Raw genomic sequence first — 26,310 nt, 5'->3', positions numbered from 1 at the left:
GCCCCGGCGAGATCGGTCACCCGCTCAATTCGCGAGGGATTCGGCGCGGAGCTGCCCGAGGGTCTTGGCCAGAATGCGCGATACCTGCATCTGCGAGACGCCGAGGCGTGCGGCTATCTGATTCTGGGTCATCGACTCGAAGAATCGCATCACCAGGACCCGGCGCTCCCGATCCGGCAGCTGGGCGATGAGCGGCCGGACCGCGAGCAGCTGGTCCACGTGTTCGTAGCCGGCCTCTTCGTCCCCCAGCGCGTCCAGCATCGCCAGCGGAGTGTTCTCCCCGTCATCCGGGCAGGCCGCTTCCAATGAGGCGCTCTGGTAGGCGTTGGACGCCAGCATCGCCTGGGTCAGCTCTTCCGGATCGACCTCCAGCTCGGCGGCCAGTTCGCGGGCCTTCGGCATCCGGCCCAGGCGCTGGGCCAAGGTCTCGATGGCGGTGCCCAGCCGGACCTGGGTCTCCTTGATTCGCCGCGGCACCCGCACGGCCCAGGTGCTGTCCCGGAAGTAGCGGCGGACCTCACCCATGATGGTCGGGACCGCGAAGGACAGGAAGCGGGAGCCGTGATACACATCGAAACGGTCGATGGATTGGATCAGCCCGAGCCGTGCGACCTGGAGCAGGTCTTCGAATGCTTCGCCGCGACCGGAAAACTTGCGTGCGATGTGATCGGCCAGCGGCAGGCAGCGATCTATCGCTTCCTCTCGCAAGGCGCTTCGCTCGGGAGCATCGGTTTCGACGGCTACAGCCAGTTGTTTGAGCAGCGGCTCGATATCGTCGTAGCTGTCACCCGTCATCGGAATCACCCCGTATTCGGCTGAACTGCATGAAGATGGGGTACCCAGTTCTCGCACCATTGAACGCCTTCTTTGCAATTGGCTGCAAATTACCAGGTCAGGCGTATACCCGTCGGCATCACGCGCAACTCCCGCATCAGTTGATCAAAGCGCTGCGACAGCAGGTATTTCGCTGTTCAGCAAAATGTTGGTAATCCAAGTTTGAGCCCTCGTACACCGGGAACAGCCAGGATGCCTCAATCGCGTAGAAAGGAATAATCATGATCATCCTGGGCCTAATTCTGCTGATCGTGGGAATTGTTTTCGGCCTCTCGATCCTGACGACCGTCGGCGTTATCCTGATGCTCGTCGGCGCAGCCGCCTGGCTGCTCGGTATGGCCGGCCGCCCGATCGGCGGTCGCTCCCATTATTGGTGACGCACCGTTCGCCGCAGAACATTTCGTAAACCGGACGAACACATGCAGCCGGCGATCGCACACATCAGCGCAACACCCGACATCCCCTGACCTCATCGATTTCGATTGCAGGCCAGGGGATACTGCTACCCCGCACACCCGTTCTGCGAGGCAGAAGACACCAAACACCGTGGAATCAACAGCCTTCGACGCATGGCGTGGATCGAGCACGTTCGTGGAGCGTCAGCAGCAGATGGTCGAACCTCGTCCGCAGTCCGGCACTCGAATCGGCGATCGAAGGCAGGTCCGCGACCAGCTGGGTCGCGAGCAGGCGCAATTTCATATTGGTTTCCTGAGACCGCCAGATCAGAATGCGAAACGCCTGATCCGGGCTGACGCCGTAGACGAGCATGAGCGCGCCCTTGGCCTGCTCGACCACCGCTCGCGCGGCGTACAACTCCGGCAGCCGGTCGTCGAGAGTCTCCCGGCTGTGCTCGGCGAGCGTCTCGGTCATGTCCATGTAGCACCCGGCAGTTCCGACCACCTGGCCTGCTTCGTCGAGCATTTGATCACCCACGACCAGTACGTCGTGCACTTCTCCGGCAGTGTCGACGATGCGGTGACGACTGCAGAACGGCTCCGCGTTCTCGACCGAACGGGCGATGGTGCCGGCGACCTGTTCACGGTCTTCCGAATGCTTGTGCGCGAGAAGCAGTTCCGTGGTCGGCTGCACGCTTCCGGGTGCATAGCCGTGCATCTTCGCCACCTCGGCGGACCACTCCCACCGCTGATCATCGAACCAGAAGCGGAAGCCACCGACGAGGCACGGGCCTTCCACACCCATCACCGATTCGAACGCCCGGGTGCCCTCGGGTGAGATATCGCCACCCTCTGTCACACCGCGATTATCCGCCCACCCGGTCATTCCCGGGAAACAGGCCCAACAGGGCCTTTCCATGGTGTTCCGGACGAGCGAGACGGGACTCGCGAGTAACCTCATGGCAATGGACCCGGCACAGTCGACCGTCGGCGTTGAGGAAGAATTCCTGCTTGCGGACCCTGTGACGGGTGCGCCCGCCGCGAACAACGCAGCGGTGGCCCGGACCGCCGCCGAGAGCGGGATCGACCTGAAGCTGGAACTCACCCGATGCCAGGTGGAGACCAATACCCGCGTGCACTCCAGCACTGCCGAGTTGATTCAGGAATTGCGCAAGTTACGCCTCGGTGTGACATCCTGCGCCGAGCAGAACGGCGCTCGTCTGCTCGCGGTGGCCATTCCGCCGACCGTTCCGCACCAGTTCCCGTTCACCGACACACCGCGCTACCGGCGCATCGAGCAACATTTCGGCCTGCTCGCCCATGAGCAGGGGCTCTGCGGTTGCCATGTCCACGTCGCGGTTCCGGATCGAGAAACAGCCCTCCAGGTCAGCAATTTCGTGCGCCCCTGGTTGCCGCTGTTCCTGGCACTGACGGCGAATTCCGCGATCTACCGCAGCGTCGACAGCGGGTTCGCCAGTTGGCGAAACATTCTGTGGCAACGCTGGCCCAGCGCCGGACCTCCACCCTATTTCACGTCGACCGAGGATTACGACGCCCTGGTCGCCATGATGATTTCGAGCGGTTCCATTCTCGACGAGACGATGGTGTATTGGGACGTCCGACCGTCCTTGAACTATCCGACCGTCGAGATCCGGGTCAGCGACATCCCCGCCACGGTCGAGGAGACCGCCCTGCTCGCCACCCTGGTGCGAGCCACGGTAATGACCGCGCGAAATTCATTGGAGCAAGGGATCATCGCACCTGCGGTCCAGCATGAATTGCTGCGCGCGGCGTATTGGAAGGCTGCTCGTACGGGCATCGACGGCAACGGTGTCTACCCCATGAACGGCAGTGTCATGCCGGTTCGCGCGCTACTCGCCGAACTCGTCGATCACGTCGGGCCGGCACTCGAGGAGTTGGGTGACCGCGACTTCGTCACCAGCACCCTCCGGACCGTACTCGCCCGCGGCAATGGCGCGCGTCGCCAACTCGGGGCCTTCCGGATACGTCGAGACGTCGGCGATGTCATCACCGAGCTGGCGCATGCCACCCTGGAGGGCTGCCACCGGCACCCCGTCAACCTGCCTACCTGAGAACGATCACATCGCCGGAGGTCGCTGTCACCACGAAGTCCCCGGCCTGTTCGGTTGCAGGCCAGGGGATTTCGGTCCGGATTCCGCGAGACGCGGCGGGCTGGGCGTTGCTGCTCTGCCGACGCGCCCGGATGCACGGCCTGTTTCTCGGCGCACTCGTGCGCGGCCGGTAGCCGCACCTGATCACCGAAGGCCTCTACGGCGAACGGTGCAACGGCTTCGGTCCGACCGACCGCGCGGGATGCGGCCACGCCCGAGTGATTCATCGAGGCCGAAGTGGGTATCGCGCCACTATGGCGACCTCCGTCGACAAACTGCTGCACGCGCTGACCAGGGCGGTGAACACGCTCGCGCAGACCGATATCCGATTCGCGGTGGCCGGTGGGTGCGCGGTGTACGCCCGCGGCGGTCCGGCATCCGAACACGATGTGGACCTGTTCATCAAGCCCGCCGATGTCTCCCGGGCCCGCAGCGCCCTGGTCGCGGGCGGTTTGCGCATCGCCGACGCCCCGGAGGACTGGCTCACCAAGGCATACGACGGGGACGTCCTGATCGACCTGATCTACCGCCCCAGCGATCGCGAGGTCACCGACGAGATGCTGGATCGCGCCGAGGTCATGCGCATCGGGTCCGCGGTGGCGCCGGTCATCAGCGGAACCGATCTGATGATCGACAAGATGCTGGTGTTCGACGCGCACCGACTGGACCTGGCGCCGCTGCTCCGAATCGCCCGGGACCTGCGTGAGCAGGTCGACTGGACCGAGGTGCGCGCACAGACCCGGCACTCGCCCTACGCCCGCGCGTTCCTCGGCCTGCTGGCCGACCTCGAGGTGATCGGAGTGCCGTCATGAGCGAATTCCCGCAATACGACACGGCGCACGTCCATCGAGCGCTGGCCGAGGATCCCCGGACCTCCGAACTCGGCGTCCAGGTGCGGCTGCGGGCCGGCGTCGTGGTGCTGACCGGCGCGGTGACCACCGAGGAGCGCCGGCGGCAGGTGGAACTCGTTGTACGCGAACAACTTCCCGAATCCAGAATCCGCAACGAGGTCCGCGTGACCCCGCCGAGGACACCCGGGACCATCGAAACGCTCGGGACGTGACCCGGGAAAGGACAGTGGCACATGCGGATAGCGGCCGTTGGCGATGTACACGTGGGCACCGATTCCCAGGGCCTGTACCGTCCCGCGCTCGAGGACCTGCACCGGCACGCGGACGTCCTGCTCCTCGCCGGGGATCTGACGAAGTGCGGCACCGTGGCCGAGGCCCAGGTCGCCGCGCGTGAGTTCTCCGGGCTCGGCATCCCGGTTGCGGCGGTACTCGGCAACCACGACTATCACGGGGATGCGGCGGAGGAGGTCGCCGCCGTCCTCGCGGATGCTGGAATCGTGGTGCTCGAGGGCACGGGCGTCGCTTTCAGCATCGACGGGACGATGCTCGGCATCGCCGGCACGAAAGGCTTCGGCGGCGGCTTCGCGGGCCGGTGCGCGAGCGTCTTCGGCGAACCCCTGATGCGGGAATTCGCCTCGCACACCGTTGATCTCGCCAACGCACTGCACACGGCGCTGAGTGCGCTCGACACCGATATCCGTATCGCCCTGACCCACTACTCGCCCATCGAGGCCACCCTCGCCGGCGAGCCCCGCGAGATCTATCCCTTCCTCGGTTCCTACCTGCTCGGTGAGGCCATGGACACGGCCGGCGCCGACCTCGCCCTGCACGGCCACGCCCATGCGGGCACCGAGCACGGCGAGACGCCCGGTGGGATACCGGTCCGCAATGTGGCCCAGCCCGTGCTCGGCACCGCATACGCGGTCTACGAGCTCCACCCGGCCCCGCCCGTGCCCGCCACCCGTTCCCGCGCGTCCAGCTGACCCGCGGCGTCACACCTCGATCCGCTCGCCCAGAACCACCGTGCGGTGGCGGGGCAGCCGGAAGTAGTCGGCGACGTCGGCCGAGACATAGGGGTCGATCATGCTGTCGCCGAAGAACAGTGCCGCGCCGAGGATTCCGAGCGCCGCCAGGACGGCCACCGGGCGCCGGACGGACGATTCCTGCCCTTGTCATCCCGGGCGAGTTTCCCCACGCAGCCGGGTGAGCTCCACGACGACCGGGTACCCGCACTGCACCACGTCGAATTCCGCACTGCTCACCGCGATCGAATCGGTCAGCGTTTCCACGAAATGCCAGCCGAAACTGTGCTCGATCAATCCGGCATCGCTCCCGGTCACCGCGCCCACGCGCACCCGGACCCGCTGTTCGTCGAACCGGAAATCACACTCGATCGAGGCGTTCGGCACAGCAGCCGCGATCAATGTCGTCGCCACCTCGTCCAGTGCGACCCGCACATCGGTCACCACGTCGATCGTGAAATCGGCTGTGAGCATGATGGTTTCGGCGAGCGCGCGCAGCATCGCCAGTTGCCCGGCGACCGCCGGGATGCGCAGTGCCACCCGACCGGTCAGAGCGGGCGACTCCAGCGCTGCGGAGTCGGTGAACCGGTGCGCCTTACCGTTGTTCTGCCGGTCGGTGAATAGCGGGCTCGGCGCTCGGCCGTCGCCGATCCTGTCACCCTGTGGCGATTCACTCATCGGTCACCACCCCATCGAATCAATCCCGTTTTGCGATCGGTCCCCGTTTTCGTTCATCGCGTACCCCGCGAAGCGGTCGGGAAACCGGCGGAACTCATCGATCGGTTATTGCTCGTGCACGGTCGACAGCGGGCCCGGGCCGGATCTGCCGATCAGTTGCTCGACAGGTCCTGCTCGCGATGGACCAGGGTCCTGACCCCGGTCACGTCGAGTACTCGTTCGACCGCGCGCGGCGCGTTCGGTACGAGAATGCCGACACCACACCGGGTGGCACGCTGAACGGCATCGAGCAGCACGACCGCATTGCGCACGCTCAGGAATCGCGTACGACGCAGATCCACGATCACCACGGGCGGCGCGGCATCGACGGCGACGGACAGCGCGGTCCGGAACGCGGGCAACCCGTTCATGTCGAGCTCGCCCGTGACCGCGATGATGAGGCAATCGGTGATTCCGGTCCCAGCGGTCGGCCGTCCGTTCCCATTGGGCGTGCGGCGCGAGCGGCGGCCGGTTATCTCATTCGCAACAAGGCTATGTGCGAGGGACACCGTTGACATGACATACCTCCCAGCAGGGAGTGGCCGATCCGCTCGACGACAGAGCGTTCGGGCGCGGGTCGTATCGACGACACGCTCGAACGGTGAGAAGGCATGCGGGATCGGGATCGGCTGGAGTCTCAACCTGGATTCAGTCTGCCACCGGACCACCGGGGTGGCTACTCCCGGCCCGTTTCACCATGCCCTGTCCGGGTATCGCGGCATCGAATGGACACCGGGGTCCCCGGGGCCTCACCCGGGACCAGCTCTACAACGAGGCCGAGCAGCGTAATATCAAGGGCCGCTCCAGCATGTCCAAGGCTCAGCTCGCGCATGCTCTCGGCCGCGACTGATCCATCGAGGCAGGAGGCGAACGCCGATGCCGCGCTCGGCGGCGCTACCCATTCGGATCCACCGGACCGCTCCGTGGAGCCGCAATCGGCTGATGCGTTCCTCGGACCGTCTGCAGGCGGCCTGGCGGATGGTCGCGGTGCTCGTGGCCGTGGCATCCGTTCCGCTGGCGGTCGTCATGGCAATCTCGGCCGCCACCACCACCGGCGCGCACATCCGCGCCGAGAACGCCGCCAAGACCGCTGTGACGGCCACGGTCGTCTCCGATCCCCTCGGCATCGCGGTTCCGGTCGGCCAGGGGGTGGTGGCGTCCGGACCGCCGCAGGCCACCGTGGCGTGGAATGTCCACGGCCGCAACGATATCGCCGTGGTCGTCGTCCCGAACTCGGCGAAGCGGGGCAGCACCGTGACCCAGTGGCTGGACTCCTCGGGGCGGGCCACCACCGCGCCGCGGCCCACGTCCGACGCGGTGGTCCAGGGCATCGACACCGCCATCCTGACAGTGATCGCAACCTGCTGCGGCGCAACCGTTCTGGTCTGCTGTGCCGACCGCATCCTCCTGCACCGCCACCACGCCGCCTGGGCGCGCGAATGGCGAGACTTCGCCCCGGGGATCGGACACAACAAACCGTCCTGACTCCGGCACTCCCCGCGAGCCGACACGGAAATGAAGCCCCCGCACCAGTGCCCGTGCTCCGGGCATCACAGCTCCGGGCATCACAGTCAGCCCAGAGCGGCAGTGCGGAGTGCGCTTGCAAGGCGGGCAGCGGGGTCGGGCATGGGTGTGGGCAGGCGGGCCAGCAGGAGTCGGCGGGTTTCGGTGGGGCCGCCCCGGACCGGGAGGGCCCGGACGCCGGCGGGCAGGGCCGGGCGTGCGGAGGCGGGGATGGTGGTGATCCCGGCGCCGGAGGCGACGAGCTGGAGTTTGGCGAGCCAGTCGTGGGCGGTGTGGACGATCTCGGGGCGTTCGCCGAGCCCGGGCCAGACGCCCATGGCGTGCTCACCGTGCGAGCCCGCGATCCAGTGCCGGCCGTGCAGGTCGCGCACGTCGATGTAGTCGCCCCGCGCGAGCGGGTGGTCCGCCGGAACCGCCACCAGCAGTGGGCGTTCCGCGAGGACCTGCGTCAGCAGGGCGGGAGTCTCGCCGTCCAGCGGGCGGAACGGCGGCGCCGAGGACACCAGCGCGAGATCGGTCGTGCCCGCGCGCAGCGCCCGGACCAGCGCGGGCGTGCGGCCCTCGCGGGTGATCACGGTGATCCCCGGATGAGTACGCCGCAACTCGGCCAGCGCGTGCGGCACCAGCCAGGCCCCGGCCGTCGGGAACCAGCCCAACCGCACGCTGGCCCGATCCTCCGGCAGTCCGGCCAATTCCCTTGCGGTGGCATCCATCTGGTCGATCACCGCGGCCGCGCGCCGCGCCACCACCTGCCCGGCGGCCGTCAGCCGCACCCCGTCGTGGCGCCGCTGCAGCAGCGCGGTGCCCGCCGCCCGCTCCAGCGCGGCGATCTGCCGCGACACCGCCGACTGGGTGTACCCGAGCGCGGTCGCCGCGGCGGTGAGCGTTCCACGTTCGGCCACCTCCCGGAAGACACGCAGCGCGGTCAGGGACGCATCACCGAAGACCATGACATTCACGCATACCACTTCTGAGAGATTCTCGTTGGCCACATGCCCTGGCCCTTTCCAGCGTTGGTTGGCATGAGCCGGATACGCACGATCGGAGGATCCGAATGACAAGCCCCGCAATCGCTCTCGTCACGGGCGCCACCCAGGGCCTCGGGCTGGCGCTGACCGAAGGGCTCGCTGAGCGGCTCAGCCCGGCGGACACCGTCTATCTCACGGGCCGGAACCCGGACCGGGTGATGCACGCCGTGGAGAGCCTGCCCGCCGGCGGCGCCCAGGTCCGGGGCGAACTCCTCGACGTGGCCGACCCGCACGCGGCCGACCGCCTCGCCGCCGAACTGCGAAACCGCCACGGCGGCATCGACATCGTGTTCGGCAATGCCGTCATGCGGGTCGGACCCGACGACGACCCGCGCCGGATCGTCGCCGACTACGCGGAGGTCAACAACTTCGGCACCGTGGTGGGACGTCACCCGCGCACCCACTCCGGCGCAGGCCGCCGCGCAGCTACTCGAGCTCGTGTTGAATCCGGCCGGGCCGCAGCACTACGGGCAATTGATCCGCTATGGCAGCGTCGTGCCGTGGTCGCCCGGCGAGAGCGGATAATCCCGCCGATAGCGGTCCCGAGCGGGCGATCCGCTTCGGGCCTTCACCATTGCACCTGGTCCAAAGCCAACCAGGCAGTGAATTCGAAGTGTACGGTAGGTGAACGACCAGTGGCCGAGCCGAGAAGACTTCAGCGATCATTCGGCAAATTCCTGCATTTTCCTGGCATAACGGACGGGCAACGAGATAGCGTCGGGTTCCGTCGATTGCACCAAGGGCAAAGTCGGAACGAATTGCCCACGTGGGTGATGTTTCGCTCGACGGTTGACGGCATGGGTCGGGGGATCCCGCCGAGCGGAGGACCGCAATCATGAACAGAGTCCAGAAATCGACAACAACGGCATACGCACGTTCACCACAGGGTGAGCGGGCCACCGCGCCGGCGAAGATCCTGGTGGTCGAGAGCAATCCGGCCGTCGCCGAGATCACGGTGCTGGTGCTCGCCGCGGCGGGCTACCACACCTTCCAGACCGCCAGCGGACGGCAGGCCCTGCGCACCCAGGACCGCCTGAAACCCGATGTCATCCTGCTGGACCGGGCGGTGCCCGATGTCGCGGCGGCCGAGCTGTGCCGCGAGCTGCGCGCGCGGACCACCGCGCCCATCATCGCGCTCAGCACCGACCACAATCCCGAATCCCTGGAAACGATCCTGACCGCGGGTGCTTCGGAATGCCTGCTCCTGCCGGTGCACACCCGCGAACTGCTGGAATGCATCGCCTTCCGGCTGCGCGCCCACCGGGCGCCGGGCGCGAGCGCCGACGCCAAGCACGAAACCACGCCGGATCCGAGGCCCTACGCCGCGGCCTGAACCGCGGCCGCCGAAACCGACAGACCCCTGCCCGGCGATGCCGCCGGAGCAGGGGATGGGATTCCGGCGGCATCAACTATTCGGGGACCATGCCTCGGGATACCGACGAGACCCACCCGGGCAGTACCGGACGGGCACCCGGTGTCACTGCCGATCTGCAGAGTAGTCCCCAAAACGGCTGTGCGCGTTGATATCCGCCGTCCGGGACCTGACATCTTCGTGAACTGAATCCGCCTGTGCCCCTTCCGCTCCGCTCCGCCGCGACCCGGCGGATCCGCACCGGTGCGCCGCCGGGCCGGCCGGCCGCCGGGCCGCGAGCTGTGGTCGCTCTCGGCCGGAGTCGATAGGGTGCGGCGGTGAATACAGCGGAATTCGTTCAGCGGGGTAGCACGGTCGTGGATCGGCTGTCCACCACACAGTCACCGCCGCCGTGGCAACTGGTGGTCGGGACCGGTGTGGTGGCGCTGCTGCTGGTGGCGTTCCGGCCGACGTGGCGGATTCTGCGCAATGCGGTGACCATCGCCCACGAGGGCGGGCACGCGTTCACGGCGCTGCTCACCGGGCGGCGGCTCAACGGCATCCGATTGCATTCGGACACTTCCGGACTCACGGTGTCGAGCGGGAAACCCTATGGACTCGGCATGATCCTGACCACCGCGGCCGGCTACCCCGCGCCCGCGCTGCTGGGACTGGCCTACGCGGCGCTGCTGGGCGCGCATCGCCTCACGCTCATGCTGTGGCTGACCATCGCGCTGCTGCTGGTGCTGCTGGTGAAGGTGCGCAACTGGTACGGCCTGCTGTCGATCCTGGTGACCGGCGGCGTGGTGTTCGCGGTGTCCTGGTTCGGCAGCGACACCACCCAGGCGGCGCTGGCGTATCTGGCGGCCTGGTTCCTGCTGCTGGCGGCGGTGCGGCCGGTGATCGAGCTGCAGCGCAATCGCGCACACGAGCCGAACTCCGACGCCGACCAGCTGGCCCACCTGACCCGGATCCCGGGCCTGCTGTGGGTGCTGGCCTTCGGCGCGATTGCGCTGTGCTCACTGGCCTTCGGCGCGCGGCTGCTGCTCGCGGATGTGACCGGGGTCTGCGTGCCCCCGCTCACGCACAGCACCTGCGCGGCGTCAACCGCCGGGTGAGCATTCTCCCACCTCAGGGCGAGAGTGGTATCGCTGCAAGGTTTCTGGTGAACGGGGACTAACATTCGCCCTACACCGTCCGGGTGATCCCGAACACCGGATTTGCCCGGATCTTTGGCCCGCCCGCACCGCAGGCGGGCACTCCATCGTTGCGGCAAGGAGGGATTCGGGATGGAACGACCGGCATGGGCCCCGGAGGGCGTGGACATGACCCGGCCCAGCCCCGCGCGCATGTACGACGCGCTACTGGGCGGCTCGCACAACTTCGAGGTCGACCGGCAGGCCGCCGCGGCGGGCAAGTCGCTGGTCCCCGACCTGCCGCGGCTGGCGCTGAGCAATCGGGCCTTCCTGCGGCGCGCGGTGCGCTTCCTGGTGGATTCGGGTGTGCGGCAGTTCCTCGACATCGGTTCCGGCATTCCGACCGCGGGCAATGTGCACGAGGTGGCGCATGCCATCGATCCGGAGTGCCGGGTGCTCTACGTCGATATCGATCCGGTGGCCGTGGCCCACTCCCGCGCCATCCTGCGGGGCAATGACCGGGCGGCCGCCATCGAGGCCGACCTACGCGAGCCCGCGGCGCTGCTGGAGCAGGCGCGGGGCACCGGCATCATCGACTTCGACCAACCTGTCGGCATCCTTCTCATTGCGGTCCTGCACCTGATGAGCGACGACTACGCCCCCATCGACAAGGTCAACGCACTCCACGACGCAGTGCCCGTCGGCAGCTACGTCGCGATTTCGCATCTCACCTCGGCCACGCGCCCCGACGACGCGGCGAAGCTGGTGGAGAACTCGCACAATGTCAGCAAGATAGGACTGCAGTTCCGCAGCCGCGACGAGATCGCCGCGCTGTTCGGCAAGTGGGAGCCGATCGAGCCCGGTGTGGTGGAATTGCCGCTGTGGCGGCCGGAATCCGACCGTGACCAGCATGAGGCGCCGGGCCGTTCGCTGGGACTGGCGGGTGTGGGCCGCAAGGCCTGAGTGGTTCGGACGAGTCAGGGGCAGGGGGTCACCGGTGGCAGCACACGAGTTGGCGGTCCGATGGGCCGACGCTCTCGATGGCGCGGTCGCGCCGACGCTCACCCGGGCCCAGGTGGAGGATCTGCTCGACGGTTTCGGTGACCGCCTGATCGCGGCCGTGCGCGGCACCGGGGACATGTCGGTGGCGCGGGAGGCCGCGGTCGCCCTGGTGGCCGCCAACTACCGTGACCCGCTGGCCGTGCACCGCTCGGTGCTGGTGCTGTGCAAGGACCTGGTGACCGACGCCTGCCCCGACCCCGGCTGCGCGGACTACGGGCCGGTCCGCGATCGCGCCATCGAACTGGCCGCGGAATTCGCCGCCGAGTTCACCGCCGGGCTGCGCAATGTGGCGCTGGCCGAACAGGAGACGACGCTCGGCGCCGCCCTCACCGCGGTCCAGGAGGCCGAGGCGCGCCGCCAGCTGTCGGAGGCGCGGTTCCAGGCCATCTTCGAAGGGGCGTCGGTGGGCATCGGCACCGTCGACGCCGCCACCGGCAAGGTGGTCGACGTCAACAACGCCTTCGCCGAGACCCTGGGCGTCGCCGCCGAGTCCATGCCCGGCCGTACCGTGGCCGACATTCTCGGCCCCGAGAACATCGGTGAAGCGTTCTCCCTGTTCCAGCGCCTGCTCTCCGGTGAGATCGACCGCTTCCGCTTCGAGACCCGGCACACCAAGCCGGACGGCACGCACACCATCATCGACCTGTCCATGACGGTGGTCCGCGACAGTGAGGGTAAGCCGCGCTTCCTGATCGGCGTCACCGTCGATGTCACCGACCGCAAGCAGCTGGCCGATCAGCTCTGGTACGACGCCCACCACGATTCGCTCACCGGCCTGCCCAACCGACTGCTGTTCTTCGACCGTCTCGCCGCGGCCACGGGCCAGGTCGGGGTCTGCTACCTGGATCTGGACGGCTTCAAGGAGATCAACGACCGCCGCGGCCACACCGCCGGCGACCGGGTGCTGTGCGAGGTGGGCCAGCGGCTGCGCCGGGCCCTGCCGCCGAACGGGGTGGCGGCGCGGCTGGGCGGTGACGAGTTCATCGTCCTGGTCGAGAACTGCTCAGGTCAGGACGAATTGGACACCGTCGCGGACGGCCTGCTGGCCGCGCTGCGCGATCCGTTCGACGTGGCGGGGCTGCTGGTGCAGGTGGGCGCGAGCATCGGCACCGCGCTGGTGGACACCGATTCCACCGCCATCGACGAGCTCATGCACGCCGTGGACGTCGCCATGTACCGCGACAAGGCGCTGCGCCACGGCGCGCTCGGCGACCCTAGATGACGAACGGCACCAGCGCTTTTCGCTCCGCCGGGTAGTCCTCGAACTTCTCCCGGTACCAGGTGTGGGTGGCGAAGGCGCGCGGCACCAGATTGCCGAAGGTGATCAGGAAGATGACCACGCCGGGCAGCGCCCAGGTGAGAATGGCGAATCCGGCCCAGGCGACCAGTTCGCCGAGATAGGTGGGGCTGGTGACGAATCGGAATCCCAGACCGTACGGGATCTTGTATTCCGTTGCCCCCGGGTTGTTCTTGTCGCGAAGATTCCGGACGATCCCCTCCGAGCTCACCAGCAGCGCGAAACCGCAGAGGTAGACGATCAGCCCGATGATGAAGCGCGGGTCGGTCAGCCAATCCGTACCGTACTGCCCGAGATAATCGTGGCTGAAGAGCGCACCATTGAGATAGCCGTGCAGCGCGGTCACGAACATGCCCATGCCGAGCACGGAAACATTGAAACTGCTGGTCTTGCCGGGCACTTGGCGAATGGAGAGGGGGAAGAACCAGCCGCGGTTGCCGTAGTGCAGAATCCAGATGGCCGCCAGCACCAGGGAAGTCGGCTCGAAGCGGCGCGGACCGCTGAGGTACGCGACAGCGAAGACCACGGTGGCCGGAATCTCCATCAACCACCAGCCGAGCTTCGGATTGAGATTGAGTCCGAGTTTGGCGGTGGCGAAGCGGCCGTAGGGACTCTGCCCGAAGAGGCCGCCGATCAGCACGAAAGCTGCGAACGCGAAAGCGATCGTGAGCACGGTGTCGTAGACGGTATTGCCGGTGTACCAGTTCATTCGCGGTCCTTCAGGTGGAAAAACTAGAACAGGTTCTACCACAGTGCACAGCCTGGCCGGTACCCACCGGGGGGCGCGAAAGGTGGCCGGGGGGTAGTTTGGCGAGAACCCGGAGGGAGGCAAGGTGGGTTCGCAGGGATGGGATGTGCTGATCGAATGTATGCCTTTTTTTCTCGAGGAGGACGAGGACGCCGACGAGTCCGGACTCGGATGGAACCCGCGCTTCGTTCAGGTTCGTGACGAACTCACCGGCCGCCGTGTGCATTTCGCGCAGCAGGGCACCGAGATCGAGGTGCTGATCGCCGTCCCCGACGACACCGCCGAGGCCGAAGCGCTGCTCACCGTGCTGCGCGCGCAACCCGACGGCACCTGGGATCCGGTGCCGCTGCCCTCGGAATCCGATGCCACCGCACCGGATCCGCAGTGGCGGGCCATGCAGCGGGTGCACCAGCAGCCGCGGCTGGCGCGCGAATGGAGCACCGGATGGCAGCGCGGGGAGTCGATCGATCATCGGCGCGGCGTGGCCGAATCCGTGGTGGCGGTGTTGCGCGACGGGCTCGACATGGACGGGGACCGGCTGCGTTTCGCCACCTGGAGCATGGACGCGCCCGGCAGCGGCAGCTACGGCCTGCCCGCCGACCGCCCCAGCGAGCGCGAAGCGCCGGTGGCGTGTTCGAACTGGGCCGACTTCGAGGACAGGCTGAGCTGGGCGCTGACCACGCTGCCCTGGGACGGGGTGATCAACCTCAGCACTCCGCACCCCGGACCGGACCCGTGCTTCGTCCAATTCCTGCACGGCAGGCAGCTTTTCAACGAGGCCAGCGGCTGGGATGTGGCCGGACTGGGCGCGGGCGAGTTCGACCGGCGCATGCGCGAGCTGGGCTGGAGTTTCGCCCCGCACAGCGTGCCCGGCGGGGCGGCGCTCATCTGGGAGGGGCCGCTGGCCAAGACCGGGTTCAATCCCAGCCTGGAGGGCGCGCCGCGGCGGACGGTGGCCACCTTCACCGAGGTGTTCACCGTCGGGCATCCGCAGGATCTGGTGTTCCGGGCGTTCCGCAACGGCCGCCGCCGCGATCCGGAATTGCGCTATCTGGATATCGAACTCGGGATTCCGCGCGACGTCCGGTGACCCGCCATTCGGCGGTCGCCGGGGGCGGGTGAGACTCAGAGCCGGCGCAGGCGGATCGGCAGGCCGTCCGCCGGCGTCGGGCCGGTACCGGCGACCAGGGGCACCTGGTAGCCGTCCGGCACACTCCAGCGGTAGTTCAGCAGCATGCGGTGCATGGTGGCCTTGACGGTCATGCCGCCGAAGTACCGGCCGATGCACTTGTGCGCGCCGCCGCCGAAGGGCGGCCAGGCGAAGCGGTGCGACTTGTCCTCGGCGCGTGCGGGATCGAAGCGTTCCGGATCGAACACGTCCGGGTCGTGCCAGTACTCCTCGCTGCGCATCATCGAGTACGAGCCGACCATGACCAGCGCGCCCTTGGGGATGAAGTACCCGGCGATCTCGGTGTCCTCCAGCGCTTCTCGCACCATCTGGCCGACCGGGGCGTACATGCGCAGGGTCTCGCGGAAGGCCATCTCCAGGGCGGGCAGCCGGTCCAGGTCGGCGTAGTCGAGGGTGGGTTTGCCCAGCGCCTGTGATTCCTCGCGCAGCCGCTGCTGCCATTCCGGGTGCCGGGCCAGTTCGTAGGCCAGCATGGAGATGGCCAGGGTGCTGGTGTCGTGGGCGGCCATCATGACGAAGATCATGTGGTCGACGATGTCGGCGTCGGTGAAGGATTCGCCGTCCTCGGTCTCGGCGTGGCAGAGGACGCTGAACAGGTCCTCGCCGTCGCCGGCGCGCTTGGCGGGCAGCTCCCGGCGGAAGTAGTCCTCGAGCAGCCGGCGGCCGCGCAGGCCCCGATTCCACACGCCGCCGGGCATATTGGTGCGGATGATGGCCTTGCCGCCGTGCACGGCGTCCTCGAAGGCCTGGGACAGGCGGGTGCCCTCGGGACCGAGTTCCGCGCCCGCGAAGACCACGGTGGCCTGTTCCAGCAGCATGCGCTTGACGTGGTCGTAGAGCGGGAAATCGGGGGCGGGTCGCCAGGAGTCGACGCCGCGCACGATACGCGGGGTGGTGAGGTTGAGGTAGCCGATGAGCCGCGGGCGGGTGAAGGCCTGCTGCAGGATCCGGCGGTGATAGGCGTGATCGTCGAAGTCGCGCAGCAGGATTCCGCCGCGGAAGAACGGGCCGATGAGGAATTCCCAGCCCTGTTGCGCGGAGAGCACGTGCTTGCGGTCCAGCAGCACCTCCTCCACGGCGGCCGGGCTGCCGATGCCCACCACCTGCCGCCCGAAGACGCCCATCCACTGCACGGGACCGTAGCGGCGCATCCGGTCGCGGCCGAAGGTGAGGGGGTCGGCGAGGGTGCTCACCACGTGGCCGATGCCCGGCGGGCCGTAGTCACCCATCACCGGTTTGAGCCCGCTGCCCGGCGGCGGTGTCGCGAGTGCCCGCGGCACGCTGGGATAGCGCTCCAGTACCCCGGCGGCGCGGCACTGAATTCGATGGTTCACCACGGCTTTTCGCACAGCCATGCCTCAACGGTAGCGGAAACGAAAGTTTCCGTAAACGGTCGTTTCCCGATTTCTGTGCCAAGCTGTCAGGGTGACGCGAGCTTTCAACGGGACCTATCGCGGCACCACGACCGACGAGCGCCGGGAGCAGCGCCGACGACGGCTGCTGGACGCGGCCCTCGAGATCGTCGGCACGCAGGGGCTGGCCGCGCTCACCGTGCGCGGGGTGTGCGAGCAGGCGAAGGTGGGGCCGCGCTTCTTCTACGAATCCTTCACCGGTCTGGACGCGCTGGCCTCCGCGCTGCTGGACGAGGTGCAGGGCGCGGCCCTCGAGCAGGCTCGCACGGCCATGACCGAGACCCCCGGCGGGCCCGAGGAGAAGCTGCGGGCCGGGGTGGCGGCGCTCATCATCACGGTGACCGACGATCCGCGCCGGGCGAACATCGCCTTCGCGCAGGCCTACGGCAGCGAGATGCTCATGCGCCGCCGCTTCGAGGGCATGCGCCGGGTGGCGCAGCTGCTCATCGAGCAGACGCGGGTGCTGCTCGACCTTCCCGAGGGCGAGGACACCGCCCTGACCGCACTGGCCCAGCTGATCACCGGCGGCGCGGCCGAGCTGATCCTGGTCTGGCTCGACGGCGGCCTGAAGGTGGAGCGGCCCGTGCTGATCGGGATCGTCGCGGATTACGTTGTGGCCATGGTGGACCGGCTCCCCGGAATCACCGAGCTGATCCGCCTCCCCGGGACTTCAGCGCCCGGCTGACGAGCCGTTGCCGGCCGCGCACGCGTGCTGCCGGTCAGGCGCCGAATCGATCCTGGGGGTGCCCCCCGAGTTACCCTCATCGCCACGAAATCAGTTGTCACGTTGCGGATCGACCCACGCCGCTGGCGATGATCTCGTCGACGACGATCTTCGCGGTCTCGGTGCAGGCGGTGATGCCGCCGTTGGCGTACTCCTTGACCGCGTCGCCGACGTTCCAGAGATTCGCGATGGGGGTGTCGTGGGGCAGGTCGTAGCCGGCGACCGTGCGCTGGGGTGGCCAGTCGTCGCGGGTGACGGCGATGGACAGGATGCGGGCCGTGTCGAAGCCCGGGATCTCCTCGCGCAGATCCTGGAGCACGAGCGCGGTTTCGGCCTCGGAGTCGAAGTCGCCCACCGACGGCTTGGGCACCCCGGTGCCGACGTAGAGGTGCCAGCCCTCGGGGGCCATCTCCGGGCAGGTGGCGGTGAAGTTGGCGACGTAGCACAGCCGCCTGGTACGGGCGAAGCTGAGCAGGCCGGGCGCGTCGATGAGCGGTTCCCGGCTGGCGAAGTTGACCGAGATCATGGCGCACGGCAGGTCGCGTTGCAGCACCGAGCCGACATAGTCGGACGGAAAATGTTCGGGGCCAACGAGATCCAATGTGGCCGACGGCCCGATGTCGCTGACCGCGAAAGCGCAGGAGACATAGGAGGTTTCACCCTCGTGCCGGATGCGGGCCCCGACGACGCGATCGTCCTCGACGAGCAGCTGCTGCACCTCGCTGCCCAGACGCACCTGTCCCCCATTGCGTTCCACCACCTCCGCCAGGGCCTTCCAGATACCGATGGTGCCGTCCGGGCAGAAGCCGAGCTTCTTGAACGCCGACGCGCGGGTGAAGTAGGTGAGGAACACGCGCGCGGGGAGCTCCTCCGAGCCGACGGCGAAGATCGAGCCGCACATATTGCGGAAGATGCCTTGCACCGCATCGTTTTTGGTGTATCGCCGCACCCAGTCGGCGGTGGACAGTTCCCGGTCGGGCAGCCCGCCGTCGGCGCGGGCCGCGCCGATTCCGGTGAGCAGCTTGGCCCCCTGGCGGGTCAGCTGGGAGATGAGCAGCCCCCAGCCGCCGCTGGTGACATCCACGTCACGGCCGTTGATGCGGAACAGAATCGGCGGATCCGCCGGGCGCACTTCGAATTTCGCGCCCACCTCCTCGAAGGTCCGTTCGGTGATGCCGCCGAGTTCGACGACCACCGCGCCGGTGTTGACGATGAAACCGTCGAGTTCGGTGGTGGAGGCTCGTCCGCCGATCCGGTCCAGGCGTTCGACCACCAGGGTCCGGTAGCCGTGGTGCGAGAGCCGGGCGGCCGCGCACAGCCCGCCCGCCCCGGCTCCGACAACCAGTGCGTCCCACGTGTTCTCGCTCATGGCGAGCCCCCTCGAGCAGGCTCAGCCCGCTGGGTTCACCCCGGGCCGAGCGTCGGACATATCGGTAATACGACTCCAATTCTCCCGCACCTGGTCCATCGTCGGGACCTCACTGAAGAACACGGGCTGGTTGGCGAACAGCTGGGTCCGGTGCACCGACCCGCCGCCGACCACCAGCACCATGCCGGAGTCGGTGCAGTCCTCGCTCATCAGGTGGCCGACGATGGGCGCGACCTGGGCGGGCGGCAGCTTCTCGAGCATCTCGGCCGAGGCGATGTCGGCGGTCATCCGCGTGGCGGCGATGGGCGCGACGGCATTGACGCCGATGTCGTACTTGCGGCCCTCGATGGCGAGGGTGTTCATCATGCCGACCATGCCGAGTTTGGCTGCGCCGTAATTGGCCTGGCCGAAGTTGCCGTACAGGCCGGAGGTGGAGGTGGCCATGACGACGCGGCCGAAACCCTGCTCGCGGAAGTGCGGCCAGGCGGCGTGGGTGACGAAGAACGAGCCGAACAGGTGCACGCGCTGCACGGCCTCGAAGGCCTCGGGGGTCATCTTCACGAAGCTCATGTCGCGCAGGATGCCCGCGTTGTTGACCACGCCGTGCACCGCGCCGAAGCTGTCGATCGCGGTCTGGACCAGCGCCTTCGCCCCCTCCTCGGTGGCGACGCTGTCGTAGTTGGCGACGGCGGTGCCGCCGGCCGCGCGGATCTCCTCGACCACGGCGTCGGCCATATTGTGCCCGGATCCGGAGCCGTCGCGCGCACCGCCGAGGTCGTTGACGACGACCAGCGCGCCCTCGCGGGCGAGCAGCAATGCGTACTCCCGGCCCAGTCCGCCACCGGCTCCGGTGACAATGACGACGCGATCGGTTACACCAGGCATGAAATCTCCTTGCCGAAGTTAATGACAGTTCGGAACGTAGCAGGAGCGAATCCGGCGCCCGTGTGCTGCCCGCCACACTCGTCGAAAAACTGGACAGTCGATAGGGTTGGCGTGATGACCCCGCACCTGCACCGCCGCTACCCCGAGCTCCAGCGGACCCTGCCCCACGTGAGGCTGGGGACCGGCCCGACGCCGGTGCGGAGACTGGAGGCCCTCGACACGGCGGGCGCCGACATCTGGCTCAAGGACGACAGCGCTTTCGGTGACGGCGGCTGGGGCGGCAACAAGGTCCGCAAGCTGGAATGGCTGCTGCCCGACGCACTGCGCCGGCAGCGGACCACCATCGTGACGGTGGGCGGGCTGGGCACCAACTGGGGGCTGGCGACCGCGCTGTACGGGCGCGAACACGGGCTGAAAACCGTGCTGGCGCTGGTGGATCAGCCGGTCGACGAGCATGTGCGGGCACAACTCGAGCGATTGCGGGCCTCGGGCGCCGAACTGCACTTCACCCACACCAAGGCGCGCACGATCCTGAGTGCTCCGTATCTGCTGGCCCGGCATTTCACCGGCCTGCGACCGCCCTACTTCCTGCCCGCGGGCGGGTCGTCGCCGGTGGGTGCGCTCGGATATGTCGAGGCCGCACTGGAATTGGCGGATCAGGTGAGCACCGGGGAGATTCCGGAGCCGGGCCATATCGTGATTCCGGTCGGGTCGGGCGGGACGGCGGCGGGGCTGTCACTCGGCTTGCGGCTGGCCGGATTGCGCACGCGGGTGGTGGGTGTGGTCGTGAACGACACGCTGCGCCTCGACGAACCGGCGCTCGCCAAGCTGGCGGGCCGTACCGAGCGGCTGCTGCGGTCCCGCGGCGCGCGGTTACCCGAGCACCTCTCCCCCACCGCCAATCTAGATATCGTCACCGACTACCTCGGTCCGGGATACGGCTATCCGATGCCGGAAGCAGCTACGGCACTGGCACTTTCGGAGGATCGGGAGCACATGCGGCTGGAGCCGGTCTACACCGCGAAAGCCATGGCCGCGCTGCTGGACATGAACGCGCACGGCCGGTTCGACGGTCCGGTGGTGTACCTCAACACCAACGGACCGCGCTGACACCGGTTTCCGCAGGTCGTCCGCTCACGCGACCGCGAGCTTGGCGGCCAGGAATTCCTCCCAGGTGCGGCCGCCGGCGGCGTGCTCCGGGGTGAGGTTGCCGCCCGCGGCGTACGCGCGGGCCGCCTTGCCCGGGACCTTCATGGTGAAGACCGGACGGTGGCGGCCGGTGGCCTCCAGGTAGCTGCGCTCGAGTTCCTTCATGCTGTAGATGCGCGGGCCGCCGATCTCGTCGACCAGGCCCGCGGGCTCACCCAGGGTCAATTCCACCAATCGTGCTGCCACCTCGGCGGTTTCGATGGGCTGGAAGCGGAAGTCGAAGACCGGCACCAGCGGCATCCTGCCCAACGCCGAGACCATGGTGAAGAGCAGGTCGTGGAACTGGGTGGCGCGCAGGGTGGTCCACGGCAGGCCCGAATTCTCCACCACCAGTTCGGCTTCCCGCTTCGATGCCATGTAGGCCATGGTCTGGCGGTCGATGGCGCTCTCCACCGGGATCCGGTCCGCGCCGACCACCGAGATGTAGATCAGGTGCGGGAACACGCCCGCGGCCTGGATGGCCTCGACCAGGGTGCGCGCCTTCTCACCGTCGCCCTTGGTGGTGCCCGCCAGATGCAGGACGGTGTCGACGCCGGCGACCGCCTCGGCGATACCCGCGCCCGTCTGCAGGTCGCCGGCCACGTACTCGATGCCGTCCTGCGCCATCCGCGCGGTGCGGCTCAGCACGCGCAGGTGCACGCCGGCCTCCCGCAGCAGCGGGGTGACCAGGCTGCCCAGGGTGCCGGTGCCGCCGGTGACCAGAACCGTCTTCGCCATGATGACCATCTCCTTCGTCTCGCGCCGCCGCCGTGGTGGCGTCCTGCCAAAGAGACGACGCAGGGCCGGCGGATGTGACACGACGTGACCGGCGGCACCCGACGGACGCGTCGTAGGCTGACCGCATGCCCGATTCCGGTTCCGCGCAGCAGCTCGATCGCCTGCTGGACCTGGTCTCCGGCCGCCGCATGGCCGTGCTCACGGGCGCGGGCATCTCCACCGACAGCGGCATTCCGGATTACCGCAGCGCCGACGCCCCGCCCCGGACCCCGATGACCTATCAGCAGTTCATCGGCGATCCGTTGTTCCGCCAACGCTATTGGGCGCGCAATCACGTCGGATGGCGGCGTATGGATGCGGCCCGGCCGAATCCGTCGCATCGGGCGCTGGCCCAGCTGGAACATGCGGGCCTCGTCAGCGGCCTCATCACCCAGAACGTGGACCTGCTGCACACCAAGGCCGGTCATCACAGGGTCATCGATCTGCACGGTGTCTACGCCCGCGTTCGCTGCCTCGACTGCGACGCCCTCACGTCGCGCATGGCTCTGGCCGATCGCCTCGAAGCAGCCAATCCCGGCTTCGCCGATTCGATCCTGCTCGACGGCCTCGAAGTCGCGCCGGACGCCGACGCCGTCGTGACCGACACCGACTCTTTCCGCATGGTCGACTGCCTGCACTGCGGCGGCCTCCTCAAACCCGACATCGTCTACTTCGGTGAATCGGTCCCCAAACCCCGCGTCGCGGCGGCCCTCGACCTGGTGGACTCCGCCGACGCCCTCCTGGTCGTCGGCTCGTCCCTGACGGTCATGTCCGGTCTCCGCTTCGCCCGGCGCACCGCCAAATCCGGCCGCCCGCTCATCATCCTGAACCGCGGCGGCACCCGTGCCGATGCCCTGGCCACCCTCATTCTCGACACCGGCTGCGCCCCTGTACTCACCGCATTGTCAGACGCCCTCATCCCCAGCTGATTTCGACCGACACAACGCGGCGGACGGGGCAATCGATGCCGAGTGGCAGGTATTTCAGAGGACGTTCTGCCCTTGGACCCGCCGGTCGCGGAAGCCAGGCTTGGTGGTGGCCGATGCCGGATCCCCAACGCGGATCCAGAGATTCGAGAGGACAAGACTATGAAACCATTGTCGGAATCGCTGATGGACCTCGCCGCACAGGTGAAGCGGTTCGAGGAGTCGTCCGCCGCGGCGCGCGAGCAGAACCGCGCCGCGCTCCAGGCACGTCGGGAGGAGCTGGAGGCGACCTTCGAGCGCGAAGGCAGCGAGTTCGAGAAGACCACGGCCGAACTGCGGGACGTCGCCCAGAAGTGGTGGTCGGACACCAGAGAAGCCCTCGAACATCAGATCGAGGTGATGCGAACCGATTTCGAGAAGTGGCAGGCCGACATCAGAGCGGAGCGTACGGCCGACACCACCGAGCACGCCGGGCAGACCGCCGAGCCCGCGGCCAAGAGCTGAGCGAATACCGCACACAGCAGCCGACCTCCGACGGCGGCCTTCCCGGGGTTACAGCGGTGACTCCGTCGAGCGGCATGTCGTCGGGGGCTGGAGCCGGTGACACCATCAGTCCTCCTTCACGCAGCACTCGCGGTCGACGCGCCGAATCCTCGCTGGCCGGGAGCGAGGTTGTAGTCTGTCTGAGACATCAGGCGCGGACAAGGGGGGCACCGAAATGCCGACAACCGAACCCAACATGTTCCCGGCGTGGCTGGACCGCTTACAGGTCAGGTATATGAACCCGGTGGTTCGCCCGCTCGCGCCGTATCTGCCCGGGTTCGCCGTGATCGAACACCGCGGCCGCAAGTCGGGCCGAGCGTATTCCACACCGGTCAACGCTTTTCGCTTCGACGGCTCGCTCTATGTGGTCATGGGCCACGGCCGGACCGATTGGATCAAAAACGTTCTCGCCGCCGGAGAAGCCGCTACCTCTCACGCTTTTCGCCAGTACAAACTCGTCAATCCCCGTATAGTCGGCCGCGGCGAGGCGGGCCCGGAAGTCCCGTTCCCCGCCCGGATCGCCGCCCGCCGGCTCCCGCTGTTCGTCGCGGACATCGCTTCCGGGGAGTGACGCGCCGCTAGTCCCGGACCTCGAGCCGGCGCACCAGCGTGACCAATGCCGCGCGCAGGGTTTCCGGATCGTCGGCGTCCGCGCCCAGGATCATCCGCACCACCTGCGGGGCGGCGAACCACCAGGCGGCCAGGGCCGCCACCGCGTACAGCAGGTAGCCGGGGGCGACCTCGTCCGGCAGGGCGCCCGCCCGCTGGGCGGCCGCCAGCGCGGCGACCTTGTCCGCGTAGTGCGAGGCGCGGGCGGACTCGCCCGGCAGCTGACCGTCCTGCGGTTGCAGTCCTTCCCAGTACATGAGGCGCAGGAACTGCGGGTGGGTGCGGTGGAAGTCGAAGACGTGCCCGGCGTACTCGGCCAGGTCGCCGGCCTTGTCGGCGGTCAGCGGACTGGCGGCGGCGAGCTGCTCGAGCTGGTCGGTGAGCACGGCCTCGAACAGGCCGCGCTTGTCGCCGAAGTACTGGTAGATGCGTTCCTTGTTGATCCCGGCGCGGGCCGCGATGGCGTTCACCCGGGCGCCGTCGGGTCCGCGTTCGGCGAACTCGAGTACCGCCGCCTCGAGCAGCAGCCGTCTGGTCCTCTCGGTATCCCACGCCATGACGTCCATCCAACCATCTCCAACCACACGGTTGCGTTTGGGCCCGCGGGCGTGGCAAACTCCAACCACACGGTTGCAACCATCTGGTTGCAGATTGAGGAGGAGGTGGCATCGTGCCCGAGTTGCGCTCCCGTACGGTCACGCACGGACGGAACATGGCCGGGGCCCGCGCCCTGATGCGGGCCAGCGGCGTGCCCTCGGCGGATATCGGCCGCAAGCCCGTCATCGCGATCGCGAACAGCTTCACGGAGTTCGTGCCGGGCCACACCCACCTCCAGCCGGTCGGCCGCATGGTCTCCGAGGCGGTGCGGGCGGCGGGCGGTATCGCGCGGGAGTTCAACACCATCGCGGTCGATGACGGAATCGCCATGGGGCACAGCGGCATGCTGTACTCGCTGCCGTCCCGGGACCTGATCGCGGATTCGATCGAGTACATGGTGAACACGCACTGCGCCGACGCGCTGGTGTGCATCTCCAACTGCGACAAGATCACTCCGGGCATGCTCATGGCGGCCCTGCGACTGAACATCCCGACGGTGTTCGTCTCCGGCGGACCGATGGAGGGCGGCACCGCGGTGCTGGTCGACGGCACGGTGCGCAGCCGGCTCGACCTCATCGTCACCATGGCCGAGGCGGTCTCGCCCGAAGTGTCCGACGCGGATCTGGAGCGCATCGAGGAGAACGCCTGCCCGACCTGCGGCTCGTGCGCGGGCATGTTCACCGCCAACTCCATGAACTGCCTCACCGAGGCGCTGGGCCTGGCGCTGCCGGGCAACGGCACCACGCTGGCCACCCACACCGCCCGGGCCGAGCTGTACCGGGCGGCGGGACGCACGGTCATGGACCTGGCGCGCCGCTACTACGACGAGGACGATGCCTCGGTCCTGCCCCGGAACATCGCCTCCCACCAGGCCTTCGACAATGCGATGGCCCTGGACCTGGCCATGGGCGGATCCACCAACACGGTGCTGCACCTGCTCGCGGCGGCGCAGGAGGCCGGGCTGGACTACACGCTCACCGAGATCGAGAAGATGTCGTTGCAGGTGCCGTGCCTGTGCAAGGTGGCGCCCAATGGCGACTATCTGATCGAGGACGTGCACCGCGCGGGCGGCATCCCGGCGCTGCTCGGCGAGCTGAACCGGGCCGGACTGCTGCACCGCGATGTGCATGCGGTGCACGCGGATTCACTCGACGCGTGGCTGGCCGAGTGGGACGTGCGCGCCGAGCGCCCCTCCGCGGCGGCGCGGGAGCTGTTCCACGCCGCTCCCGGCGGCAAGCGGTCGGCCAGCGCCTTCTCCCAGTCCGAGCGCTGGCACGCCCTCGATCTGGATGCCGCAGCGGGCTGCATTCGCGATGTCGCCCATGCCCATTCGCGCGACGGCGGCCTCGCGGTGTTGCGCGGCAACCTGTCTCCCGATGGGGCTGTGGTGAAGTCCGCGGGCGTGGCCGCGCACATGCACACCTTCACCGGTCCCGCCGTGGTGGTGGAGTCGCAGGAGGATGCGGTCGAGGCGATCCTGTCGCGCCGGATCAAGGCCGGTGACGTGCTGGTCATTCGCTACGAGGGTCCGCGCGGCGGGCCGGGCATGCAGGAAATGCTGTATCCGACTTCATATCTCAAGGGCCTGGGCCTGGCCCGGGAGTGCGCGCTGATCACCGACGGCCGATTCTCGGGCGGTTCCTCCGGCTGCTCCATCGGCCACATCTCCCCAGAGGCAGCGGCGGGTGGCCCGCTGGCGCTCGTCGAGGACGGCGACACCATCACCATCGACATCCCGTCGCGCTCCCTGACCCTCCACGTCGACGACGCCGAATTGGCCACCCGCCGCTCGGAATTGGAGGCGAACGGCGGCTACCGGCCGCGCCATCGTGAGCGTGAGATCTCGCTGGCATTGAAAACCTATGCCCTGCTGGCCACCTCGGCCGACCGGGGCGCGGTGCGCGACCCCGCCAAACTGGCCGGGTGAGAACCGAACTCGCCGGGTGAGAGGTGACCACGGTGCGCACGGCCCGCGTCCGGTGTGGCGGCGACCC

At 68.2% G+C, this 26,310-nt stretch carries 30 protein-coding genes; 18 read left to right on the top strand and 12 right to left on the bottom strand.

Annotation, left to right across the window (positions count from 1 at the left end; all coding sequences use genetic code 11):
- Positions 1–24: 24 nt before the first annotated feature.
- Positions 25–795 carry an RNA polymerase sigma factor SigF gene (locus ACWEQQ_RS07565; RefSeq protein ID WP_452347628.1) on the bottom strand — a complete coding sequence of 257 codons (771 nt, stop codon included), beginning with the start codon at positions 793–795 and terminating at the stop codon, positions 25–27.
- 260 nt (positions 796–1,055) lie between these two features.
- Here ACWEQQ_RS07565 and ACWEQQ_RS07560 point away from each other — a divergent pair, with 260 nt between their 5' ends.
- The gene (locus tag ACWEQQ_RS07560) at positions 1,056–1,211 is read left to right on the top strand and encodes a hypothetical protein (protein ID WP_452347627.1); all 156 of its coding nucleotides are present in this window, start codon (positions 1,056–1,058) and stop codon (positions 1,209–1,211) included.
- A gap of 175 nt (positions 1,212–1,386) precedes the next feature.
- Here ACWEQQ_RS07560 and ACWEQQ_RS07555 read toward each other — a convergent pair whose 3' ends face one another.
- Positions 1,387–2,115 carry a PAS and ANTAR domain-containing protein gene (locus ACWEQQ_RS07555; protein WP_452347626.1) on the bottom strand — a complete coding sequence of 243 codons (729 nt, stop codon included), beginning with the start codon at positions 2,113–2,115 and terminating at the stop codon, positions 1,387–1,389.
- Positions 2,116–2,194: 79 nt separating this feature from the next.
- On the opposite strand from ACWEQQ_RS07555, the gene ACWEQQ_RS07550 reads away from it, so the two are divergent.
- The 4 genes from ACWEQQ_RS07550 to ACWEQQ_RS07535 all read left to right on the top strand — a co-directional run bounded on the left by ACWEQQ_RS07550 (position 2,195) and on the right by ACWEQQ_RS07535 (position 5,195).
- Complete coding sequence (locus tag ACWEQQ_RS07550) at positions 2,195–3,322, top strand: glutamate--cysteine ligase 2 (RefSeq protein ID WP_452347625.1); 1,128 nt, start codon at positions 2,195–2,197, stop codon at positions 3,320–3,322.
- A 293-nt stretch (positions 3,323–3,615) separates the two neighbouring features.
- Positions 3,616–4,173, top strand: a complete 558-nt coding sequence (locus tag ACWEQQ_RS07545) for a hypothetical protein (protein ID WP_452338877.1) — start codon at positions 3,616–3,618, stop codon at positions 4,171–4,173.
- A complete protein-coding gene (locus tag ACWEQQ_RS07540; protein WP_452347624.1) occupies positions 4,170–4,424 on the top strand; it encodes a BON domain-containing protein in 255 nt (84 codons plus the stop codon). The genes ACWEQQ_RS07545 and ACWEQQ_RS07540 overlap by 4 nt, the downstream gene beginning before the upstream one ends.
- A gap of 21 nt (positions 4,425–4,445) precedes the next feature.
- Positions 4,446–5,195 (top strand): metallophosphoesterase family protein, encoded by a 750-nt coding sequence (locus ACWEQQ_RS07535; protein WP_452338879.1) that lies wholly within the window; start codon positions 4,446–4,448, stop codon positions 5,193–5,195.
- A gap of 9 nt (positions 5,196–5,204) precedes the next feature.
- Here ACWEQQ_RS07535 and ACWEQQ_RS07530 read toward each other — a convergent pair whose 3' ends face one another.
- From ACWEQQ_RS07530 to ACWEQQ_RS07520, 3 genes are all read right to left on the bottom strand, one after another.
- Positions 5,205–5,354 (bottom strand): hypothetical protein, encoded by a 150-nt coding sequence (locus tag ACWEQQ_RS07530; RefSeq protein WP_452347623.1) that lies wholly within the window; start codon positions 5,352–5,354, stop codon positions 5,205–5,207.
- 30 nt (positions 5,355–5,384) lie between these two features.
- Complete coding sequence (locus tag ACWEQQ_RS07525) at positions 5,385–5,912, bottom strand: ATP-binding protein (RefSeq protein WP_452347622.1); 528 nt, start codon at positions 5,910–5,912, stop codon at positions 5,385–5,387.
- Between the two features lie 152 nt (positions 5,913–6,064).
- Positions 6,065–6,469: an STAS domain-containing protein gene (locus ACWEQQ_RS07520; protein WP_452347621.1), complete on the bottom strand. Its 405-nt coding sequence runs from the start codon at positions 6,467–6,469 to the stop codon at positions 6,065–6,067.
- A gap of 358 nt (positions 6,470–6,827) precedes the next feature.
- Here ACWEQQ_RS07520 and ACWEQQ_RS07515 point away from each other — a divergent pair, with 358 nt between their 5' ends.
- Positions 6,828–7,436: an Rv1733c family protein gene (locus ACWEQQ_RS07515; protein ID WP_452347620.1), complete on the top strand. Its 609-nt coding sequence runs from the start codon at positions 6,828–6,830 to the stop codon at positions 7,434–7,436.
- Between the two features lie 86 nt (positions 7,437–7,522).
- Here ACWEQQ_RS07515 and ACWEQQ_RS07510 read toward each other — a convergent pair whose 3' ends face one another.
- On the bottom strand, positions 7,523–8,425 hold the full coding sequence (locus ACWEQQ_RS07510) for a LysR family transcriptional regulator (protein ID WP_452347696.1): 903 nt from the start codon (positions 8,423–8,425) through the stop codon (positions 7,523–7,525).
- Between the two features lie 104 nt (positions 8,426–8,529).
- Between ACWEQQ_RS07510 and ACWEQQ_RS07505 the strand changes: the two genes are divergently transcribed.
- From ACWEQQ_RS07505 to ACWEQQ_RS07485, 5 genes are all read left to right on the top strand, one after another.
- Complete coding sequence (locus ACWEQQ_RS07505; protein WP_452347619.1) at positions 8,530–9,342, top strand: SDR family NAD(P)-dependent oxidoreductase; 813 nt, start codon at positions 8,530–8,532, stop codon at positions 9,340–9,342.
- Complete coding sequence (locus ACWEQQ_RS07500) at positions 9,339–9,836, top strand: response regulator transcription factor (protein ID WP_452347618.1); 498 nt, start codon at positions 9,339–9,341, stop codon at positions 9,834–9,836. The genes ACWEQQ_RS07505 and ACWEQQ_RS07500 overlap by 4 nt, the downstream gene beginning before the upstream one ends.
- A 356-nt stretch (positions 9,837–10,192) precedes the next feature.
- Complete coding sequence (locus tag ACWEQQ_RS07495; protein WP_354846495.1) at positions 10,193–10,972, top strand: M50 family metallopeptidase; 780 nt, start codon at positions 10,193–10,195, stop codon at positions 10,970–10,972.
- Between the two features lie 171 nt (positions 10,973–11,143).
- Complete coding sequence (locus ACWEQQ_RS07490; protein ID WP_379428005.1) at positions 11,144–11,953, top strand: SAM-dependent methyltransferase; 810 nt, start codon at positions 11,144–11,146, stop codon at positions 11,951–11,953.
- Between the two features lie 34 nt (positions 11,954–11,987).
- A complete protein-coding gene (locus ACWEQQ_RS07485; RefSeq protein ID WP_452347617.1) occupies positions 11,988–13,274 on the top strand; it encodes a diguanylate cyclase domain-containing protein in 1,287 nt (428 codons plus the stop codon).
- On the opposite strand, the gene ACWEQQ_RS07480 is transcribed toward ACWEQQ_RS07485, so the two are convergent.
- Entirely contained in the window at positions 13,267–14,058 is a 792-nt protein-coding gene (locus ACWEQQ_RS07480; RefSeq protein ID WP_364616770.1) for a phosphatidylethanolamine N-methyltransferase family domain-containing protein, read from the bottom strand. The genes ACWEQQ_RS07485 and ACWEQQ_RS07480 overlap by 8 nt on opposite strands.
- A 124-nt stretch (positions 14,059–14,182) precedes the next feature.
- On the opposite strand from ACWEQQ_RS07480, the gene ACWEQQ_RS07475 reads away from it, so the two are divergent.
- Positions 14,183–15,187, top strand: coding sequence for a TY-Chap domain-containing protein (locus ACWEQQ_RS07475; RefSeq protein WP_452347616.1), 1,005 nt, complete (start codon positions 14,183–14,185; stop codon positions 15,185–15,187).
- A gap of 35 nt (positions 15,188–15,222) precedes the next feature.
- Here ACWEQQ_RS07475 and ACWEQQ_RS07470 read toward each other — a convergent pair whose 3' ends face one another.
- Positions 15,223–16,641, bottom strand: coding sequence for a cytochrome P450 (locus tag ACWEQQ_RS07470; protein ID WP_452338888.1), 1,419 nt, complete (start codon positions 16,639–16,641; stop codon positions 15,223–15,225).
- Positions 16,642–16,711: 70 nt separating this feature from the next.
- Here ACWEQQ_RS07470 and ACWEQQ_RS07465 point away from each other — a divergent pair, with 70 nt between their 5' ends.
- Positions 16,712–17,383: a TetR/AcrR family transcriptional regulator gene (locus ACWEQQ_RS07465; RefSeq protein ID WP_452347615.1), complete on the top strand. Its 672-nt coding sequence runs from the start codon at positions 16,712–16,714 to the stop codon at positions 17,381–17,383.
- A gap of 97 nt (positions 17,384–17,480) precedes the next feature.
- Here the strand turns inward: ACWEQQ_RS07465 and ACWEQQ_RS07460 are convergent, their stop codons facing one another.
- The gene (locus ACWEQQ_RS07460; protein ID WP_452347614.1) at positions 17,481–18,791 is read right to left on the bottom strand and encodes a phytoene desaturase family protein; all 1,311 of its coding nucleotides are present in this window, start codon (positions 18,789–18,791) and stop codon (positions 17,481–17,483) included.
- A gap of 21 nt (positions 18,792–18,812) precedes the next feature.
- Positions 18,813–19,676, bottom strand: a complete 864-nt coding sequence (locus ACWEQQ_RS07455; RefSeq protein WP_452338891.1) for an SDR family oxidoreductase — start codon at positions 19,674–19,676, stop codon at positions 18,813–18,815.
- A gap of 114 nt (positions 19,677–19,790) precedes the next feature.
- On the opposite strand from ACWEQQ_RS07455, the gene ACWEQQ_RS07450 reads away from it, so the two are divergent.
- On the top strand, positions 19,791–20,786 hold the full coding sequence (locus ACWEQQ_RS07450; RefSeq protein ID WP_452347613.1) for a 1-aminocyclopropane-1-carboxylate deaminase/D-cysteine desulfhydrase: 996 nt from the start codon (positions 19,791–19,793) through the stop codon (positions 20,784–20,786).
- Between the two features lie 24 nt (positions 20,787–20,810).
- Here ACWEQQ_RS07450 and ACWEQQ_RS07445 read toward each other — a convergent pair whose 3' ends face one another.
- Complete coding sequence (locus ACWEQQ_RS07445; protein WP_452347612.1) at positions 20,811–21,602, bottom strand: SDR family oxidoreductase; 792 nt, start codon at positions 21,600–21,602, stop codon at positions 20,811–20,813.
- A gap of 125 nt (positions 21,603–21,727) precedes the next feature.
- On the opposite strand from ACWEQQ_RS07445, the gene ACWEQQ_RS07440 reads away from it, so the two are divergent.
- The 3 genes from ACWEQQ_RS07440 (at position 21,728) to ACWEQQ_RS07430 (ending at position 23,681) form a co-directional block, all read left to right on the top strand.
- Positions 21,728–22,570 carry an NAD-dependent protein deacetylase gene (locus ACWEQQ_RS07440; RefSeq protein ID WP_452347611.1) on the top strand — a complete coding sequence of 281 codons (843 nt, stop codon included), beginning with the start codon at positions 21,728–21,730 and terminating at the stop codon, positions 22,568–22,570.
- A 159-nt stretch (positions 22,571–22,729) separates the two neighbouring features.
- Entirely contained in the window at positions 22,730–23,071 is a 342-nt protein-coding gene (locus ACWEQQ_RS07435) for a hypothetical protein (protein ID WP_452338895.1), read from the top strand.
- A 235-nt stretch (positions 23,072–23,306) separates the two neighbouring features.
- Entirely contained in the window at positions 23,307–23,681 is a 375-nt protein-coding gene (locus ACWEQQ_RS07430) for a nitroreductase family deazaflavin-dependent oxidoreductase (RefSeq protein WP_452347610.1), read from the top strand.
- 7 nt (positions 23,682–23,688) lie between these two features.
- Here ACWEQQ_RS07430 and ACWEQQ_RS07425 read toward each other — a convergent pair whose 3' ends face one another.
- Positions 23,689–24,285 carry a TetR family transcriptional regulator gene (locus tag ACWEQQ_RS07425; RefSeq protein ID WP_452338897.1) on the bottom strand — a complete coding sequence of 199 codons (597 nt, stop codon included), beginning with the start codon at positions 24,283–24,285 and terminating at the stop codon, positions 23,689–23,691.
- Between the two features lie 104 nt (positions 24,286–24,389).
- Here ACWEQQ_RS07425 and ilvD point away from each other — a divergent pair, with 104 nt between their 5' ends.
- Entirely contained in the window at positions 24,390–26,243 is a 1,854-nt protein-coding gene (gene ilvD / locus ACWEQQ_RS07420) for a dihydroxy-acid dehydratase (protein ID WP_452347609.1), read from the top strand.
- Positions 26,244–26,310: the final 67 nt, after the last annotated feature.

The organism is Nocardia sp. NPDC004123 (genome assembly GCF_053603795.1).
This window is presented reverse-complemented; position numbering and strand designations above follow the sequence as displayed.